Consider the following 17,749-nt stretch of genomic DNA (forward strand, 5'->3'; position numbering starts at 1 on the left):
TCCAGAAGGGGAAGAGGCGGTGTCGTGACCGACGTCGAGCCGTTCGGCCGAGTGATCCTGCTGATCGCGCTGATCGGCATGCTCGCCGTGCTCTCCAACCGGTTCGGCGAGCGCCTGCGCATCCCGGCTCCGGCGATCTTCCTGGTGGGCGCCGCGGCCGCCGCCGAGGTCTGGCCCCGCCTGGGCACCGTGCAGGTCGCGACGGTCGAGAAGATCGTCACCGTGGCGCTGGCGGTGATCCTGTTCGACGGCGGCATGCACATCGGGCGGCGCCGGTTCCGCTCGGCGGCCGGCGCGACCGTGTGGCTCGGCGTGGCAGGCACCCTCGTCACGGCCGCGGCCCTGGCCGTCCTGGCGCACTACGCGTTCGGCATCGACTGGCGCATCGCGATGCTACTGGGCACCGCGCTCGCCCCCACCGACCCGGCGGTGGTGTTCTCCGTACTCGGCAAACGGGAGGTCGCGGGGCGCAGCGGCACCCTCCTGGAGGGTGAGTCCGGCGCGAACGACCCGGTCGGCATCGCGCTGATGGTGGCGCTGCTGACCGCGAGCGGAGGGGGCCTGTCCGCCGCCGGGCAGGTCACGCTGGAGTTCTTCCAGCAGATGGCCATCGGGGCGGCCGTCGGCATCGCGGGCGGGATGGCGCTGCTGTTCTTCATGCGGCGGGTGCCGCTGCCCGGCGCGGGCCTGTACGCGCTGCGCGTCCTGTTCGGCGCGCTCATGATCTACGGGCTGGCGACCGCGGCGCACGGCTCGGGGTTCCTCGCCGTCTTCGCGGCCGGCATCCTGCTCGGCGACGAGCGCGCGCCGTACAAGAGGGAGATCGAGCGTTTCCACTCCTCGCTGGCGAGCCTCGGTGAGATCGTCGCGTTCACCATGCTCGGGCTCACGATCAGGCTGCACGACCTGCTCGACGGCGGGGCGTGGTGGATCGGGCTGCTGCTCGCCGTCGCCCTCGCCTTCGTGATCCGGCCGGTCTTCGCCGGGCTCGTCCTGCTGCCCATCCGGCTCGGGTGGCGTGAGCGCGCCTTCGTGCTCTGGACCGGGCTGAAGGGCGCGGTGCCGATCCTGCTCGGGTCCTTCATCCTGCAGGCCGGCCTGAAGGACGCACGCCGGGCGTACGAGATCATCTTCGTCGTCGTGCTGTTCTCGGTGATCGTGCAGGGCGGCCTGGTGCCCGCCCTCGCGCACCGCCTGCGCATCCCGCTGCGGACCGTCGAGCCGGAGCCGTGGAGCCTGGGCGTCCGCTTCCAGGAGGAGCCGGAGGGCCTGCACCGCTACCAGGTCGTGGCCGGCTCGGCCGCCGACGGTGCGACGGTCGGCGACCTGCCGTGCGGTGAGGACGCCTGGGTCAGCTTCGTCATCCGCGAGGGGCGTCTCGTTCCGGTGCGCGGCGACACCGAGATGCGGGCCGGCGACGAGGTGCTGGTCCTCGCCGACGACGTCCCCCACCTGGAGGCCGTCTTCACCCAGAAAACGGACAACTCTCCCTGAAGACCGACATGATCTGACACTGTGTCAGCATTCTTTGAGATAGCAATACATGCTGCTCATCGCGGTTCTGGACGCCCCCGTCGCACCCTTAGGGAGGAGCACAAACCTGTGGAGGCATTGTGAAGATCGGCGTACCGCGCGAGATCAAGAACAACGAGTATCGCGTTGCAATGACGCCCGCCGGAGCGCACGAGCTGGTGCGGCACGGTCATGAGGTGTTCGTCGAGCGGCACGCGGGCGCGGGTTCGTCCATCCCCGACGAGGACTACATCGGGGCCGGAGCCAAGATCCTTGAGACCGCCGACGACGTCTGGTCGACCGGCGAGCTGATCTTGAAGGTCAAGGAGCCGATCGAGCCTGAGTACCACCGCATGCGCAAGGGGCAGACGCTCTTCACCTACCTCCACCTTGCCGCCTCCCGCGCCTGCACCGAGGCACTGCTCGACTCGGGGGTCACCTCGATCGCGTACGAGACCGTGCAGCTGCCGAACCGCTCCCTGCCGCTGCTCGCTCCCATGTCCGAGGTGGCCGGCCGCCTGGCTCCGCAGGTCGGCGCGTACAACCTGATGAGGTTCAACGGCGGCCGCGGCGTGCTCCCCGGCGGCGTGCCGGGAGTGGCTCCGGCCAAGGTCGTCGTCATCGGCGGCGGTGTGTCCGGCCTGAACGCCGCCCAGGTCGCGGTCGGCATGGGCGCCGACGTCTCGATCCTGGACGTCAGCATCGACCGGCTCCGCCACATCGACTCGATCTACCAGGGCCGCCTCACGACCCTGATGTCCAGCACATACGCCATCGAGCAGGCCGCCCTCGAGGCCGACCTCGTCATCGGCGCGGTGCTGATCCCCGGCGCGAAGGCGCCCAAGCTCGTGTCCAACGACCTGGTCGCGCGGATGAAGCCGGGCTCGGTGCTGGTCGACATCGCCATCGACCAGGGCGGCTGCTTCGAGGACTCCCGCCCCACCACGCACGACGAGCCCACCTACAAGGTGCACGACTCGGTCTTCTACTGCGTCGCGAACATGCCGGGCTCGGTGCCGAACACCTCGACGTACGCCCTGACCAACGTGACCCTGCCGTACGCCATCGCGCTCGCCGGCAAGGGCTGGCAGCAGGCCGTCACCGACGACGTGGCGCTGGCGCACGGCGTGAGCACCCACGAGGGCAGGCTCACCAGCTACCCGGTCGCCGAGGCCCACGGCCTGGAGTGCGTGGAACTGGACGACCTTCTCGTCTAGGTCTACCGCTCGGGCAGGTCGTGTGACGGGCTCTGGGCCGGCTCGCAGATGACGACGGGTATCTCGCGATCGGTCCACGCCTGATACCGGTCGAAGTCGGCGTACATGGCGACGAGCCGCCGCCAGAGCTCGGCGCGCTCGGCCGGGCCCGCGACGCGGGCGCGCATCTTCCGTACGTTCCTCCGGACCTGGACGGTGACCTCCGGGTCGGCCCGCACGTTGAGGTACCACAGCGGGTTCTTCGCCAGTCCGCCCTGTGAGGCCACGAGGATCACCCGGTCGCCGTCGGCCAGGTACAGCAGCGGCGAGGTCCGCGGGAGGCCGGTCCTGCGGCCCTGGGTGGTGAGCAGGCAGATGGGCACGCCGCGCGGGAAGGCGCTGCCGATGCGCCAGACACCGCCGATCCGGCCACCCGTGGCGCGGTAGGCCGCGACGTTGAGCCGGGACATCAGTTTGATGATCTTCGGCACGATCGGTGAGTCGAGTCCCTGCGGGCGTCTGAGGGGCGACGATGGGGCGGGCGGGGTGCCGGGCATAGTGATCCGCCTTCCGCGCGGCCGGCCGTCAGAGGAACTCGGCGGTGCTGCCGCCGAGGGGAATCGGGTCCAGGCCCATCTTGCGGTGGTCCCACGAGCGGACACGCTCGGCCTCGACCCGTACCGCGACGCGCTTGCGCAGCATCATCTCCACGAGCGGCCGGACCTCCTCGTCGTACGGGCCGTTGTAGCGCTCCCAGACGCTCACCCCGACCGCCCACAGCGCCTCGGCGTCGTCGACCACCGTCGCCCGGCCCTCCAGCGATACGCCGCGCAGCGTGTCGTAGGTGTGGCCCGCCTCCACCATGACCGTCACGCGGCCGTCCCGGCGCAGGTTCACGGCCTTCTGGGACTTCGCCTTCGTCTCGAACCACACGACACCGTCGATCACCGCGTACCACATCGCCACCAGATGCGGATGCCCCGAAGGGCCGTTGCTCGCCAGCGTCGCCACCCGCTGCTCCTCGAGGAACCGGGTGATCTCCGGCTCGGACATGACGATCTGGCTGCGCTGGTTCACGCCCATGCGGCGCTCCTTCGCTGTCGGCAGGGGTGAAGCGCATGCCCGGCGCGGGCCGGCGGCATTGCACCCGGATGAGACGGAGTCCAAAATGAGATTATGTCTCGCAGTGAACCGGATGGCCTCAAAAACCGCAAGAGGCGGGCCACCACCGCTCGCATCGCCGCCTCGGCGGCCAGGCTCGCTGCCGAGCGAGGACTCGCGGGCACGACCGTCGACGAGATCGCCGACGACGCCGAGATCGGGCGCGCCACGTTCTTCCGCTACTACCAGGCCAAGGAGAACGCGGTCGCCGAGGGGATCACCGGCCCGTGGCTGACCTTGATCACCGATGCCATCGCCCGCCAGCCGGCCCACCTGACCGCGATCGAGGCCATCATCGCCGCGTTCGCCGAACTGGCCGACCACCTGCCCGACCACCACGCCCGGATACACGAACTCGCCCAGCTGACGCGGACGTCGAACACGCTGGACGCCTGGACCCTGCGCGCCTACCACCGCTACGAGAAGGCCATCGCCGGCCTGGCGGCGAGCAGGATCCCCGACCTCACCGCCGACGACCCCCGTCCCCGTATGATCGCGGCGCTCACCATGGCCGCCGTCCGCATCTCCCTCGACGACTGGGCACGAAACGGCGGGTCACTGCCCGACCTGATTCATCGCGCCCTGCGATCCGTCGTCGTCGGCCCCGCCCCGGGACCTGGCCGATCCCCCTGAGGCCGGTCGCGGACACGCGGTCGATCTCTGATATACGGGACACGGCATCGAAGATCGACCCACGAGGATACGAATGAGCCGTAAAGCCCCGTCCGAGGACACCGACGACACCCGGCTGGAGGTGTCGCCCCCCAAGGACCACGCGGCGGGAGTGCCGGCCGTCGCGGTGACGTTGGGCAAGGCCTACGAGCAGATGGGCGTGCGCCGCACGGCCCTGACGCTGTTGCGGGTCAATCAGAAGAACGGCTTCGACTGCCCCGGCTGCGCCTGGCCCGAGGGCGACCACCGGCATGTCGCGGAGTTCTGTGAGAACGGCGCCAAGGCGGTGGCCGAGGAGGCCACCACCCGGCGCGTCACCCGGGAGTTCTTCGCCGCACACCCCGTCTCGGAGCTGGCCGTACGCTCGGATCACTGGCTGGGCCAGCAGGGCCGGCTGACCGAGCCGATGCTCCTCGACGCCGGTTCGGACCACTACGAGCCGGTCTCCTGGGAGACCGCGATCGGGCTGCTCGCCGACGAGCTGAAGGGGCTGGACTCCCCCGGCGAGGCCGTCTTCTACACCTCGGGCCGGACCAGCAACGAGGCGGCGTTCGCGTACCAGCTGTTCGTCCGCGCCCTCGGCACCAACAACCTGCCCGACTGCTCCAACATGTGCCACGAGTCATCGGGCTCGGCGCTCACCGAGACGCTCGGCGTCGGCAAGGGCTCGGTGCTCCTGGAGGACCTGGCCAAGGCCGACCTGATCTTCGTGGTGGGGCAGAACCCGGGCACCAACCATCCGCGGATGCTCTCGGCGCTCGAGAGCGCCAAGCGCGGCGGTACACGGATCGTGGCGGTGAACCCCCTGCCCGAGGCCGGGCTGATGAGGTTCAAGAACCCGCAGAAGGTCTCCGGGGTGATCGGCCGGGGAACCGCGCTGGCCGACCGTTACCTGCAGATCCGGCTGAACGGCGACCTGGCGCTGTTCCAGGCGCTCAACCGGGCGCTGCTGGAGACGGGCGCGATCGACCAGGAGTTCATCGACCGGCACACGGCGGGCTTCGCGGAGTTCGAGAAGCACGTCCACGCCCTCGACCGGGACGACGTGCTGGAGGCGACCGGGCTCACCGAGGAGGAGATCGACGCGACCGTGTCCGACGTCCTCGGCGCGGAACGGATCATCGTCTGCTGGGCGATGGGCCTGACCCAGCACCGCAACTCGGTGCCGACCATCCGGGAGGTCGTCAACTTCCTGCTGCTGCGCGGCAACGTCGGCCGTCCCGGCGCGGGCGTCTGTCCGGTACGCGGCCACTCCAACGTCCAGGGCGACCGGACGATGGGGATCTACGAGAAGCCGCCCGCAGCGTTCCTGGACGCCCTGGAGGCCGAGTTCGGCTTCGCGCCGCCACGTGAGCACGGCCTGGACACCGTCGACACGATCCGCGCGATGCGCGCGGGCGAGATCAAGGTCTTTCTCGGCATGGGCGGCAACTTCGTGCGCGCCACCCCGGACTCGGCGGTCACCGAGGCCGCGATGCGCTCCTGCCGGCTGACGGCGCACGTGTCCACCAAGCTCAACCGCTCCCACACCGTGACCGGCGAGCGTGCCCTCATCCTGCCCACGCTGGGCCGTACGGAGCGGGACCCGCAGGAGAGCGGGCCGCAGTTCGTCTCGGTCGAGGACTCCATGGGCATGGTGCACGCCTCGCGGGGCCGCCTGCCGGCCCCCGCGCCGGACCTGCTGTCGGAGGTCTCGATCGTGTGCCGGCTGGCCCTCGCCACGCTCGGCGACGACCTCGGCTGGGCCGCGATGGAACGCGACTACGACGTGATCCGCGACCACGTCTCCCGCGTCGTGCCCGGCTTCGCGGACTACAACGTACGGATCCGTGAGTCCGGCGGGTTCACCCTGCCGCACGCGCCGCGCGACAGGCGGGAGTTCCCCACGGCCACCGGGAAGGCCAACCTGACGGTCAACCCGCTGAAGGTCCTGCGGGTGCCCGACGGCCGGTTGCTGCTGCAGACCGTGCGCAGCCACGACCAGTACAACACCACGATCTACGGGCTGGACGACCGCTATCGGGGCATCAAGGCGGGGCGCCGCGTGGTGTTCGTCAACCCCGATGACCTGGCGGCGCTCGACCTCGCCGACGGCTCCATGGTCGACCTGGTCGGCGAGTGGCCCGGTGAGGCCGACCGCCGGGCGCCCGGCTTCCGCGTCGTCTCCTACCCGACCGCGCGCGGCTGCGCGGCGGCGTACTTCCCCGAGACCAACGTGCTCGTCCCGCTGGACAGCACCGCCGAGATCAGCAACACCCCCACCTCCAAGTCCATCGTCATACGCCTCGAACCGGCGACCGACGCGGACCTCCCGTAATGTGCGGTGCATGGGGGAATTGATCCTGGTGCGACACGGTGAGACCGAATGGGCCCGCGACGGCCGCCACACCGGCCGCACGGACGTGCCGCTCACACCGCGCGGCGAGGAGCAGGCGCGCTCGCTCGCGCCCCTGCTCGCCGACCGCAAGATCGCGTTCAGGCTGGTCAGCCCGGCCGCGCGGGCCCGGCGCACGGCCGAGCTGGCCGGGCTCGGCGGGGCCGAGACCGACGACCGGCTCTGGGAGTGGGACTACGGCGCGTACGAGGGCAGGACCACGCCGCAGATCCGCGAGGAACGCCCGGACTGGTATCTCTGGCGCGACGGGGTGGTCGATGGTGAGACGGTCGAGCAGGTCGGCGTCCGCGTGGACGGCGTACTCGACCGGGTACGCCCGCACCTGGCCGAGGGCGACGTGGTGCTCGTGGCGCACGGCCATGTCCTCCGCGTCCTGACCGCGCGATGGCTGGACCTGCCCCCGGCCGGGGGCCGCCTGTTCCGGCTGGACACGGGGACACTGTCGACGCTCGGCACCGAACACGACCAGCCGGTGATCCGCTCCTGGAACGTCCCCGCGACGGCCTAGGGACCTCGCTCGCGTCGAAAAGGTTCCCCTCCGCCAATCCACGGGCCGGAGGGTTACGAATCCCCTGGTCCCATCCTGACGAGATTGGCCGGTCGCGATGTCCTTACAGTGCTCCGACTCCCGTGGCGACGACCTGCCGGCGGCGAGGATCGCCAGAAGGGTCACCAAGGTGATCGCCAGGCGTGTTCGAATCCTGCGCTTATCCCTGACCGGGGGCCGGGGGGCCGGCGTGCGCACCGCCTCCGACCAGGAGCAGCTGGAGGACGACGCCACGCGGCTCTACCAGGAGGGGTGGGCCATCCGGCAGGTCGCACGGCGGTTCGGCTACAGCGACGTCGTCATGCGCGGCATCCTCCGGCGCCGCACGACCCTGCGCCGCCGCCCGAGGCGGCGGAAGCGACCCCCCACCGGATAGGTTCGGCCCCATGGGCGATCTTCGGATGGTGGACACCGGCGGCGTTCGGCTCGCCTGCCGCGTGACCGGAGACGGCTCGGCGCCACCGCTCGTGGCGCTGCACTCGCTCGGCGAGGACGGGTCGTCCTGGGACGAGACGGCGCGGCGGCTGGCCGGCCGATACCAGGTGTACGCGCCCGACATGCGGGGGCACGGCGAGAGCGACCGGTGCCCTGACTACTCCTTCGAGCTGATGCGCGATGACGTCCTGCGCCTCCTCGACACCCTGGGGTTCGGCGCGGTCACGCTGATGGGGCACTCGATGGGCGCCGTCGTGGCCTATCTGCTGGCCGGTGAGCGGCCGGAGCGGGTGAGCCGCCTCGTCCTGGAGGAGCCCCCACCGCCCGTACGCGTCGATCCACCGCGGTTCGTGACCGAGGAGGACCGGAGCCGGCCCGCGTCATTCGACTGGGAGATGGTGGCGGCGATCTACCGGCAGCGGGGCGACTTCGACCCCGCGTACTGGCAGACCCTGGCCGCGATCACCGCCCCGACGCTGATCGTCGCCGGTGGCCCCGGCAGCCACATTCCGCAGGACGCGATCGCGAAGATGGCGCGGACGATCTCCGATTGCCGCCTCGTCACGATCGAGGCGGGGCACCTCGTGCACGAGAAGCGGCCCGGGGAGTTCGAGGCCGAGGTCGCGGCCTTCCTCTCCTGAGAGGGTCAGGACGCCGCGGCCAGGCCCGGTCCGGCCTCGCGGCTCAGCTCGCGCGCCCGGCGGGCGTCCGGTGAGTAGCGCCACGACTCGGGGACGACCCGGGTGCCGCGGTAGAGCGCCTTGAGCCAGGCCGTGGCCCAGATGTCCTCCAGAGGCGTCGCCGGCAGGCCGTACATGCGGCGCGCCCAGCGTGGCAGGGTCGCGATGACGAGGGTGGCGACGCCCGGCGCGGCCAGCTTGAGCGGCAGCCACTGCCGTGGCACCGCCGGGGTGTAGAGCCGCCGGAGGCCTTCCTTGGCCTCCCGGCAGGCGTAGATCCGCTGCCGCATCCCGGCGTAGTAGTCGGCCATCTCGGCGACCGACGCGGGGATGCACGCCGGATCCAGGCCGACGACCTCCCCCGCCCTGCGCTGCTCGTCCACGAACGCGTCGGCGTCGGCGCGCGACAGCGGTACGCCGGCGCGCAAAGCGACGTCGAGGTAGGAGTCGACCTCGCCCATGTGCACCCACAGGAGGTTCTCCGGCGCGTCGACCGGGAAGACCTCGCCGGTGTCGAGGTTCAGGCCGGTCAGCCGTGAGTGCAGGTTGCGGACCCGGCGTCCGACGCGTTCGACCTCGTCCAGGGTGCCGTACGTGCGGACGCGGACGAACTCCACGGTGCGGCCCAAGCGGGCCCAGGCCGCGCGCGGGTCCATCAGCTCGGAGTTCTGCGCGGTCCCCCACATGGACGGTGGGTGCAGTGCCTGCAGGATGAGCGCGCGCAGGCCGCCGACGATCTGCACCGGCTCGGCCATCACGCGCCAGGTCACGGAGCCGGGACCGAACAGGCCGTAGTCCTCACTCACCGTTCACCGTCCTCGGGGGCACTGTGCTTCCGGGGTGGATAAGTGACGACTTATTACCCACGATCACCCCCGATCACACCCCCTCTTGACCAAGCGGTGCTTCGGTGGTCTGCTCCCGCACCCAGGACAGGTATTCGGCGCTGCCCGCCACGACCGGAGTCGCGATGATCTCGGGCGTGTCGTACGAGTGCTGCTCGGTGATCTGGGCGGCGAGGTCCTCGAAGCAGTCCGTGGTGGTCTTGAAGAGCACCATCCATTCTTCGGCGGACTCGATCTCCCCCTCCCACCAGTACGTGCTGGCGATCGGGCCGACCAGCTGAGCGCAGGCCGCGAGGCGCCCGGTGACCGCCGACCTCGCGAGCTCGGCGGCCTCCTTGCGTGAATCGGTGGTCGTCGTCACCTGGACGTACGCCTCGGCCATCAGCGACTCCTTCCCCGCTGATCGTAGCTCCGCCACCAGCTCAGATCCCGCAGTGATCGCACAAATGTTTCCGTTAGGACAGCCTTCCCCGATCGGGCGGAGTTCCCGGTCGATCGTGCCGCATAGTGGTCATCCGTACGGCCACGTCCACCCGCACGATCGGTGTCAGCGTGCGGGCCGGGCCACCAGCGCGCTGCCTCCGTGGCGGCGGACCTTCTCGGCGACCGCCTCGACCTTCCCGCCGCCCAGGAACTCCAGGCCGGTGGCCGAGCCGATCACTCCCGCCGGCGGGCCGGGGAAGAGCACGAGGTCCTGCCCCTTGGCCTTGAGCGCGGTGCCGTACCTGTCGATGAAGGCCTGCTCGGCGGCGGTCTGAGCCGTGTTGCGCTGGGTGGCGCGCGGCGCGTCGATCGCCTCCGGGAGCGTCATGCCGAGGTCGAGTCGGTTCATCAGGATCTGCAGCACCGTGGTGATGATCGTCGAGCCGCCGGGCGAGCCGACCGCCAGCAGCGGCTTGTGGTTCTTCAGCACGATCGTCGGCGCCATACTGCTGCGCGGCCGCTTGCCCGCGGCGGGAAGGTTCGGGTCGGCGTAGCCGGCCGGCGTGGAGGAGGTGAAGTTGAAGTCCGTCATCTCGTTGTTCAGCAGGAACCCGCGGTGCGGCACGGTGAGCGCGCTGCCGCCGAACTGCTCGATCGTCAGCGTGTAGGAGACGACGTTGCCCCACTTGTCGGTGGCGACGAGATGCGTGGTCTGCGGGCCCTCGTAGGGAAGCTGCTGGCCGGTGCCGGACGGTGTCGCGCAGCCGGCGCCGTTCAGGTCGCCGGGCAGCACGGGTGCGGTGAGTGCCTGGTCCGGCTTGATCAGGCAGGCGCGCGAGCGGGCGAACCGGTCCGACAGCAGGGTCTTGAGGGGCACGTTCTCATACGCCGGGTCGCCGACGTACGCGCCGCGGTCGGCGTAGGCGAGCTTGGACGCCTCGATGTAGGTGTGCAGCGCCTGGACCGGGTCGCCGAGCTTGAACTGCTTCATGATGTTCAGCGCCTCGCCGTCGGTCGAGCCGCCGGACGAGGAGGGGGCCATGCCGTAGACGTCGTACCCCCGGTAGTCCACGTGCGTGGGGTCACGGGGGACGACCTTGTAGTGCCCGAGGTCGGAGGGCTGGACCACACCGGGCCGTACGTTGCGGGTCGCCGCCGGGTCCACCGGCGGGTGCTGGACGGTCTCGGCGATCTCCTTGCCCAGCTCGCCACCGTAGAAGAAGCCGAGCCCCTTCTTGGAGATCTGCCGGTAGGTGTCGGCCAGCTCGGGGTTGTGGAACGTCGAGCCGACGGCGGGCGGCTTGCCGCCGGGCAGGAAGAGCTGCCGCGTCGGCACGATGTCCTTGAACCGGTCCGCGTTGAGCGCGGTCTGGTCGTAGAACTCCTGGTCCACGGTGAAGCCGCGGTCGGCCACGTCGATCGCGGGCTGCAGCAGGGTGCCCAGCTTGCGGGAGCCGAAGCGGCGCAGCGCGGAGTCCCAGGTGGCCAGGGTCCCGGGAACACCCACCGACAGGCCGCTCGTCACCGCCTCGTCGAAGGACAGCGGCTTGCCCGTCTTGGGGTCGATGAAGAAGTCCTTCGTCATCTTCGCCGGGCCGGTCTCGCGGCCGTCGAAGGTGTAGACCTTGCGCGTACGCGCGTCGTAGTAGGTGAAGTAGCCACCTCCGCCGATCGCCGAGACGTACGGCTCGGTCACGCCGAGCGTGGCGGCGGTGGCGACGGCCGCGTCGACGGCGTTGCCGCCGTGCCGCAGCACCTCGATGCCACTCTTGCTCGCGTCCAGATCGACGCTGGAGACCGCTCCCCCGTACCCGACCGCGACCGCCTGCTTCTGGTCCTGCGGCGCGTGAGCGGCGGGCTGGCGCGCCTGGGCGGGCACGACCAGCGTGGCCAGCGCGGCGGCGGTGAGGCCGATGACTGCGGTGCTCCGGCGCATTGCATCTCCTGAGTCAGGGGATCGCGTCCCCCAACTTTGCCATCCCGCGGCTTCCAGATCCACAAGATCACGCAGTTACCCTTCCGTTACTGATCGAAACGGAATAAACCCGTAGATCCTTGTGACTAGAGGTAATTTCGGAAATTCTGTACATCCACCGGCACCCCGGAGGCCGCAGGGGGAGCAGAACGCCGAAGACATGGGGAAACACCGCCATTGAGCACCGAAGCGCCCTTCCGTAACAACCTCCTGCGCCGCCTGCCGGTCGAAGAGACCATCGGCCCGCGCCAGGGCGGCCGCCACCGCCTGTCGCTGGTCTACGGAACCCGCGACCTGGTCGTGCTCGGCCTCGGTGTCATGATCGGCTCTGGGATCTTCAACATCGCCGGGCAGGAGGCCGCCACGACGGCCGGGCCCGCCGTCATCCTGTCCTTCGTCATCGCGGGCGCCGCCTGCCTGCTGTCGGCCCTGTCCTACGCCGAGCTGTCCTCGACCATGCCGGTGGCGGGCAGCGCGTACTCCTTCACGTATGTGGCGTTCGGCGAGATCTGGGCCTGGGTGATCGGCTGGGCGCTCATCCTCGAGCTCCAGCTCGCCGCGGCCGTCGTGAGCCGGGCCTGGTCGCTGTACGCGATGCGGCTGGTCGACGACGTGGGCACCCTGGCCGGGATCGCCTGGATCAAAGTGCCTTCGGCCTTGTCCGGCATCGCCGGCAGGCCGACCGGCCTGGACGTATTCGCGCTGGCGCTCCTGCTGTTGCTGGCGGTGATCGTGGCCATCGGCGCGCGGCTCAGTCTGTACACGCTGTGGTTCATGGTGCTCACCAAGGTCATCGTCATCGGCTTCGTGATCGGCGGCGGCCTGCTGTACTTCCACTCCTCGAACCTGCGTCCGTTCGTGCCGCCGCCGCGCACCGCCGCCGCCGGTGACGGCAGGACGGTGCTGGACGCGCTGATGGGCGGCAGCCCGCACGCGTTCGGGCTCGTCGGGATCTTCACCGCCACGTCGGCGATCGCGTTCGCCTACATCGGCTTCGACCTGATCGCCACCTCTGCTGAGGAGACCAAGGACGCGCAGCGTCGCGTACCGCGGGGAATGCTCATCAGCCTGCTCATCGCGATCGCCCTCTACATCGGCGTCGCGGTCGCCATGGTCGGCATGGTGCCCTACCGGACGCTCAACCCCGACACCCCGTTGACGTCGGCGTTCCACGCGGTCGGGTCCAGCGCCATGGGCGTGGTCATCGACGTGGGCGCGGTGATCGGGCTGGCCACGGTGGTCCTCGTCGTGATGATCGCCCAGACACGGGTCCTGTTCGCGATGGCACGCGACGGCCTGATGCCCGCGACCCTGGCCGTGATCAGCCCCCGGTACAAGGTGCCGACCCGCGCGGCCGTGCTCGTCGGCGCCACGGGGATCGTGCTGTCGCAGGTCGACGTGTGGACGTTCGGCAAGGTGAGCATCCTCGCCCTGCAGCAGATGATCGTGATCGGCACGCTGTTCGCGTTCATCTTCGTCTCGGCGGGCGTACTGGCGCTGCGCCGGTCCCGCCCGGACCTGCCCCGCGGCTTCCGCGTCTGGGGCGCGCCGCTGACGCCCCTGCTGGCCATCGCCGCGACCGGCTGGCTCCTGCTCAACCTGCACCTGCGCACCTGGGTGTACTTCGGCGCGTGGATGACCGCGGGGCTCCTCGTCTACCTGGTGTACGGACGGCGGCACAGCCGTCTGCGGCAGGTGCTGGGCGGGCGCCCCGTGCACCCGCAGGGCCGCCACCGGCGCTGACCCTCCCGGCGTGAAAAGGCTCGACATCCGGCGCGCCATGACGTACGTTCTTCTCAGATCGAGATTATCTCAATACGAGAAGGACTCATGGACCGACGCGAAGAGGAGTTCCTGGCGGCGTACGACCCGCGGGCGTACGACCCCGTGGCGGTCGCCATCGACGTGGTCGCCCTCACCATCCGCGACGGCGCGCTGAACGTCCTGCTCGTCCAGCGCGGCGCGCCTCCGCAGGAGGGCATGTGGGCGCTGCCCGGCGGCTTCGTCAAGAACACCCGCGACGAGACCGGCGCCGTGCGGCCCGAGGGCCTGGACGAGGCGGCCGCCAGGGAGCTCGCCGAGGAGACCGGCGTACGCGCCGACGCGCTGGAGCGGGTCCACCTCGAACAGCTCGCGGCGTACGGCGCGCCCGGCCGTGACCCGCGCATGCGCGTGGTCTCGGTCGCCTACCTCGCCTTCGCCCCGGAGATGCCCGAGCCGCGGGCGGGCAGCGACGCCGCCGACGCGGTGTGGACCCCGGTCGGCTCGCTCGGCCTGACCGGCACCGGCGCGCAGCGGCCCGGCACGACCCGGCGGCTGGCCTTCGACCACTCGGTCATCCTCACCGACGGGCTGGAGCGGGCCCGCTCGAAGCTGGAGTACACGGCGCTGGCGACGACGTTCTGCGCGCCCGAGTTCACGATCCCGGAGCTGCGGGCCGTCTACGAGACGGTCTGGGGCGAGGAGCTGCACGCCGGGAACTTCCACCGCAAGGTCCTGTCGGTGCCGGGGTTCGTGGAGAGCACCGGCACGACCTCCGAGCGCGGCGGCCGGCGCGGGGGCCCGCGGGCCCGCCTCTACCGGCCCGGCGACGCGCGGCTGCTGCACCCGGCCCTGCTGCGGCCCTCACGTGAGGAGGAGATCAGATGAGACGCGCCGAGGCCGTACGCCTCATCGCGACCGCGCGTACGCCCGCCGAGCTGTTCGGCCCCGGCGGGGCACGGGAGTACCGGCGCCTGGTACGGCTCGTCCACCCCGACGCGGGCGGGCCGCGGGAGGCGTTCGACCGGCTGACCGCGCTGTGGCGCGCGTACGGGCCGCCCGTGATCAGAACGCGCCGCGGGACGTATCCGCTGGACGCGGCGCCGGTCCGCGGTGACCTGGCCAACCTGTACGACGCGGGTGAGGCGATGGTCAAGATCCCGCGCGACCCGGCAGTGAACGACCTGCTCGAACGCGAGGCGATCGCGCTGCGGCAGCTGCCCAAGGACGGCGACGGGCGGTTCCTGCCGTACGTGCCGCGTCTGCTGGAGAGCTTCCGGCACCGCGACGAGGCGACCGGGACCGAGCGGCGCGCGAACGCGATCGGCCGCCTCGACGGTTTCCGTTCGCTCGCCGAGGTGCGCGCCGCGTACGCCGACGGGGTCGACCCCCGCGACGTGGCGTGGATGTGGCGGCGGCTGCTGGTCGCGCTGGGCTTCGCGCACCGGGCCGGCGTCCTGCACGGCGCGGTGCTCCCCGAACACGTGCTCATCCATCCGGAACAGCACGGCCTCGTGCTGGTCGACTGGTGCTACTCGGTGCCCGGCTGCCATCCGGACCGCGGCGTCCGGGTCCCGGCCATGGTCACCCGGCGCGCGGACTGGTACCCGCCCGAGGTCGCCGCGCGCGAGCCGGCCGGCCCCGGCACCGACATCTACCTGGCCACCCGGTGCATGACCTACCTGATGGGCGACCGGGCGCCCAAGTCGCTGCGCGCGTTCGCGCGCGGCTGCCTCCTGACGTCGCAGTACCGGCGGCCCTCCGACGCCTGGCGGCTGCTCGCCGAGCTCGACGACCTCCTCGAACGGCTGTACGGCCCGCGCCGCTTCCGGCCGTTCCACCTGCCCGCATGATCACCCCGTCCCCGAAAGGACACCACCATGGGAAGCGGAATCTGGTCCACCAACGTCTACGACGCCGCGGCGAGCTACCGCGCGGCGACCGGCGCCAGCGCGTTCGCCTACAGCGACGGCGGCGCGACCGCGGTCCACGAGGACCTCGACCCGTTCGGCGTGACCGTACGGGAGAGCCGGGACAGCGACGAGCACCCCGAGTCGCTCGCGCTGGCCGTGCTCTTCGACGTCACCGGGTCGATGGGCAACGTGCCGCGCACGCTGCAGTCGAAGCTGCCCGACCTGCTCGGACTGCTCATGCGCAAGGGCTACGTCGAGCACCCGCAGATCCTGTTCGGCGCGGTCGGCGACGCCACCTGCGACCGCGCGCCCCTGCAGGTCGGGCAGTTCGAGTCCGACAACCGGATGGACGACGACCTCGGCAGGATCCTGCTGGAGGGCGGGGGCGGCGGCCAGATGACCGAGTCCTACGAGCTGGCGATGTACTTCATGGCCCGGCACACCGCCATGGACTGCCTGGACAAGCGCGGGAAGCGCGGCTACCTGTTCCTGATCGGGGACGAGCTGGCCTACCCGAAGGTGAAGGCGCGCGAGATCAACAAGATCATCGGAGGCGAGCAGGTCGAGGACATCCCCTTCGCCGCGATCGTCGCCGAGCTCAAGCGCAAGTACGACGTCTACTTCATCATCCCCGAGGGCGCGTACTACTCCGCCGACGACAGGCTGGCCGACTTCTGGCGCACCCAGCTCGGCCAGAACGTCATCCGCCTGGACGACCTCGACGCGGTCTGCGAGACGATCGCGCTCACGGTCGGGCTGGCCGAGGACGCGGTCGACCTGGAGGAGGGCCTGGACCACCTGCGCGAGTTCGGCTCCGGCGCGGGGAGCTCGGTCTCCCGTGCGCTCGCCCCGCTGAACTCCCGGCGCGGCGCCGTCGCCGTGTCGGCGATGCCGACCGGCCTGGACCCGGCCGACACCGAGGTCACGCGCCTGTGACCGAGGCAACCATCGAACACAGCCCCCTGGTCACACCGCCGACGAAGGAGGTCCCGTGACCGCGAACGTCATCGTGGTCGACCTGGGGTACGGGGACGCGGGCAAGGGCACGGTCGTCGACTGGCTCTGCGCCCGCGGCCCGTACGCCACAGTGGTGCGGTTCAACGGCGGCGCGCAGGCGGCGCACAACGTCGTGACCACGGACGGGCGGCATCACACGTTCGCGCAGTTCGGCTCGGGCACGTTCACGCCGGGTGTGGTGACGCACCTGTCCCGGTTCATGATGGTGGATCCGCTCGCGCTGGCGGCCGAGGCGGACCACCTGGCCGCCGTCGGCGTCGGCGACGCGCTGGACCGGCTGACGGTCGACCGCGACGCGCTCCTGACCACGCCGTACCACCGCGCGGCGAACCGGGCGCGGGACACCGCGCTGCGGCACGGCTCGTGCGGCATGGGCATCGGCGAGACCGCCGCGTACGCCCTGGTCTGCGACGACGCTCCCCGCGCGGGTGACTGCCACTCCCCCGCGCGGCTGCGCCGGCGGCTCATGCGCCTGCGGGAGCGGCTCTTCGACGAGCTGGGGCCGCTCGAGGTCCCGGATGTCGAGGAGTGCGCGGCGGCGTTCGGCGCGTTCGCCGGGCGGGCGCGCATCACCGGCGACGGCTACCTGCCCGGGCTCCTGCGCGCCGGCCCGGCGGTCTTCGAGGGCGCGCAGGGCGTGCTCCTCGACGAACGCTTCGGCTTCCATCCGTACACGACCTGGTCGACGACGACGTTCGCGGGCGCCGAGACGCTGCTCGCCGAGGCCGGTGACGGCGCGCGGCGCCTGGGTGTGCTGCGCGCGTACCTGACGCGGCACGGGCCGGGTCCGTTCGTCACCGAGGACCCGGGCCTGCTCCGGCCCGAGCCGCACAACCGCCACGGCCGCTGGCAGGGCGCGTTCCGCACGGGGCAGCTCGACGCCGTCGCGCTGCGGTACGCCCTGGAGGTGTGCGGCGGCGCGGACGCGCTGGCCGTGACGCATCTCGACGCGCCGGCACCGCTCATCTGCGAGGCGTACGACCTCGGTGCCCGCATCGCGCCCGCGGCGGACCTGACAGGCCAGGCGCTGCTCACCGACCGCCTGCTGTCCGCCCGCCCGCGCTACTCGCCGGTCGGCGCGGACGCGGCCGGGACGATCGAGGCCGCGCTCGGCGTCCCCGTCGCGCTCCGCTCCTGCGGCCCGGCGGCATCGGACAAGACGGCCGTCTCGATCTGGACCCGAACGGACTTCTCCCGGCGCGCGATCGCCTGACCAC

Annotated in this window: 17 protein-coding genes; 12 read left to right on the forward strand and 5 right to left on the reverse strand. The window is 71.2% G+C overall.

All coding sequences use genetic code 11. The features are described 5' to 3' along the window. The first annotated feature begins 24 nt into the window (after window positions 1-24). Both FB559_RS01565 and ald read left to right on the forward strand, forming a co-directional pair. Window positions 25-1,494, forward strand: a complete 1,470-nt coding sequence (locus FB559_RS01565) for a potassium/proton antiporter (protein ID WP_141952469.1) — start codon at window positions 25-27, stop codon at window positions 1,492-1,494. A gap of 119 nt (window positions 1,495-1,613) precedes the next feature. Further along, window positions 1,614-2,729 carry an alanine dehydrogenase gene (gene ald, locus FB559_RS01570; protein ID WP_141952478.1) on the forward strand — a complete coding sequence of 372 codons (1,116 nt, stop codon included), beginning with the start codon at window positions 1,614-1,616 and terminating at the stop codon, window positions 2,727-2,729. Window positions 2,730-2,731: 2 nt separating this feature from the next. Here ald and FB559_RS01575 read toward each other — a convergent pair whose 3' ends face one another. Then, the gene (locus tag FB559_RS01575; protein ID WP_281286211.1) at window positions 2,732-3,199 is read right to left on the reverse strand and encodes a nitroreductase family deazaflavin-dependent oxidoreductase; all 468 of its coding nucleotides are present in this window, start codon (window positions 3,197-3,199) and stop codon (window positions 2,732-2,734) included. Between the two features lie 94 nt (window positions 3,200-3,293). Then, window positions 3,294-3,791 carry a pyridoxamine 5'-phosphate oxidase family protein gene (locus FB559_RS01580; RefSeq protein ID WP_141952481.1) on the reverse strand — a complete coding sequence of 166 codons (498 nt, stop codon included), beginning with the start codon at window positions 3,789-3,791 and terminating at the stop codon, window positions 3,294-3,296. 93 nt (window positions 3,792-3,884) lie between these two features. Between FB559_RS01580 and FB559_RS01585 the strand changes: the two genes are divergently transcribed. The 5 genes from FB559_RS01585 to FB559_RS01605 all read left to right on the forward strand — a co-directional run bounded on the left by FB559_RS01585 (window position 3,885) and on the right by FB559_RS01605 (window position 8,559). Next, window positions 3,885-4,502, forward strand: a complete 618-nt coding sequence (locus FB559_RS01585) for an acyl-CoA-like ligand-binding transcription factor (protein WP_141952483.1) — start codon at window positions 3,885-3,887, stop codon at window positions 4,500-4,502. A gap of 73 nt (window positions 4,503-4,575) precedes the next feature. Continuing rightward, entirely contained in the window at window positions 4,576-6,858 is a 2,283-nt protein-coding gene (locus FB559_RS01590) for an FdhF/YdeP family oxidoreductase (protein WP_141952487.1), read from the forward strand. A 10-nt stretch (window positions 6,859-6,868) separates the two neighbouring features. Then, a complete protein-coding gene (locus FB559_RS01595; RefSeq protein ID WP_141952490.1) occupies window positions 6,869-7,444 on the forward strand; it encodes a histidine phosphatase family protein in 576 nt (191 codons plus the stop codon). A 229-nt stretch (window positions 7,445-7,673) separates the two neighbouring features. Next, window positions 7,674-7,859: a hypothetical protein gene (locus FB559_RS01600; RefSeq protein WP_141952492.1), complete on the forward strand. Its 186-nt coding sequence runs from the start codon at window positions 7,674-7,676 to the stop codon at window positions 7,857-7,859. 10 nt (window positions 7,860-7,869) lie between these two features. Further along, window positions 7,870-8,559, forward strand: a complete 690-nt coding sequence (locus tag FB559_RS01605) for an alpha/beta fold hydrolase (RefSeq protein WP_141952494.1) — start codon at window positions 7,870-7,872, stop codon at window positions 8,557-8,559. 5 nt (window positions 8,560-8,564) lie between these two features. Here FB559_RS01605 and FB559_RS01610 read toward each other — a convergent pair whose 3' ends face one another. The 3 genes from FB559_RS01610 to ggt all read right to left on the reverse strand — a co-directional run bounded on the left by FB559_RS01610 (window position 8,565) and on the right by ggt (window position 11,802). Then, on the reverse strand, window positions 8,565-9,404 hold the full coding sequence (locus tag FB559_RS01610) for an oxygenase MpaB family protein (protein ID WP_246121295.1): 840 nt from the start codon (window positions 9,402-9,404) through the stop codon (window positions 8,565-8,567). 73 nt (window positions 9,405-9,477) lie between these two features. Then, window positions 9,478-9,825 carry a divalent-cation tolerance protein CutA gene (gene cutA, locus FB559_RS01615; protein ID WP_141952496.1) on the reverse strand — a complete coding sequence of 116 codons (348 nt, stop codon included), beginning with the start codon at window positions 9,823-9,825 and terminating at the stop codon, window positions 9,478-9,480. Between the two features lie 165 nt (window positions 9,826-9,990). Then, window positions 9,991-11,802, reverse strand: coding sequence for a gamma-glutamyltransferase (ggt, locus tag FB559_RS01620; protein ID WP_141952498.1), 1,812 nt, complete (start codon window positions 11,800-11,802; stop codon window positions 9,991-9,993). A 216-nt stretch (window positions 11,803-12,018) separates the two neighbouring features. On the opposite strand from ggt, the gene FB559_RS01625 reads away from it, so the two are divergent. The 5 genes from FB559_RS01625 to FB559_RS01645 all read left to right on the forward strand — a co-directional run bounded on the left by FB559_RS01625 (window position 12,019) and on the right by FB559_RS01645 (window position 17,745). Further along, entirely contained in the window at window positions 12,019-13,584 is a 1,566-nt protein-coding gene (locus FB559_RS01625; RefSeq protein ID WP_246121296.1) for an amino acid permease, read from the forward strand. An 87-nt stretch (window positions 13,585-13,671) separates the two neighbouring features. Continuing rightward, entirely contained in the window at window positions 13,672-14,490 is an 819-nt protein-coding gene (locus FB559_RS01630) for an NUDIX hydrolase (protein ID WP_141952501.1), read from the forward strand. Further along, the gene (locus tag FB559_RS01635; RefSeq protein WP_141952503.1) at window positions 14,487-15,455 is read left to right on the forward strand and encodes a molecular chaperone DnaJ; all 969 of its coding nucleotides are present in this window, start codon (window positions 14,487-14,489) and stop codon (window positions 15,453-15,455) included. Before FB559_RS01630 ends, FB559_RS01635 begins: the two co-directional genes overlap by 4 nt. A 27-nt stretch (window positions 15,456-15,482) precedes the next feature. Then, window positions 15,483-16,451: a hypothetical protein gene (locus FB559_RS01640; RefSeq protein ID WP_141952505.1), complete on the forward strand. Its 969-nt coding sequence runs from the start codon at window positions 15,483-15,485 to the stop codon at window positions 16,449-16,451. Between the two features lie 55 nt (window positions 16,452-16,506). Beyond that, window positions 16,507-17,745, forward strand: a complete 1,239-nt coding sequence (locus FB559_RS01645) for an adenylosuccinate synthetase (protein ID WP_141952507.1) — start codon at window positions 16,507-16,509, stop codon at window positions 17,743-17,745. Window positions 17,746-17,749 lie beyond the last annotated feature (4 nt).

It is taken from the genome of Actinoallomurus bryophytorum, from assembly GCF_006716425.1.
Classification (GTDB): domain Bacteria; phylum Actinomycetota; class Actinomycetes; order Streptosporangiales; family Streptosporangiaceae; genus Actinoallomurus; species Actinoallomurus bryophytorum.

Excerpts from the sequence above, each read along its gene's own strand:
- FB559_RS01585 (WP_141952483.1), top strand. The coding sequence starts at position 3,885 with ATGTCTCGCAGTGAACCGGATGGCCTCAAAAACCGCAAGAGGCGGGCC.
- FB559_RS01580 (WP_141952481.1), bottom strand. The coding sequence starts at position 3,791 with ATGGGCGTGAACCAGCGCAGCCAGATCGTCATGTCCGAGCCGGAGATC.
- FB559_RS01635 (WP_141952503.1), top strand. The coding sequence starts at position 14,487 with ATGAGACGCGCCGAGGCCGTACGCCTCATCGCGACCGCGCGTACGCCC.
- FB559_RS01590 (WP_141952487.1), top strand. The coding sequence starts at position 4,576 with ATGAGCCGTAAAGCCCCGTCCGAGGACACCGACGACACCCGGCTGGAG.
- FB559_RS01630 (WP_141952501.1), top strand. The coding sequence starts at position 13,672 with ATGGACCGACGCGAAGAGGAGTTCCTGGCGGCGTACGACCCGCGGGCG.
- FB559_RS01640 (WP_141952505.1), top strand. The coding sequence starts at position 15,483 with ATGGGAAGCGGAATCTGGTCCACCAACGTCTACGACGCCGCGGCGAGC.
- FB559_RS01595 (WP_141952490.1), top strand. The coding sequence starts at position 6,869 with ATGGGGGAATTGATCCTGGTGCGACACGGTGAGACCGAATGGGCCCGC.
- ggt (WP_141952498.1), bottom strand. The coding sequence starts at position 11,802 with ATGCGCCGGAGCACCGCAGTCATCGGCCTCACCGCCGCCGCGCTGGCC.
- FB559_RS01605 (WP_141952494.1), top strand. The coding sequence starts at position 7,870 with ATGGGCGATCTTCGGATGGTGGACACCGGCGGCGTTCGGCTCGCCTGC.
- cutA (WP_141952496.1), bottom strand. The coding sequence starts at position 9,825 with ATGGCCGAGGCGTACGTCCAGGTGACGACGACCACCGATTCACGCAAG.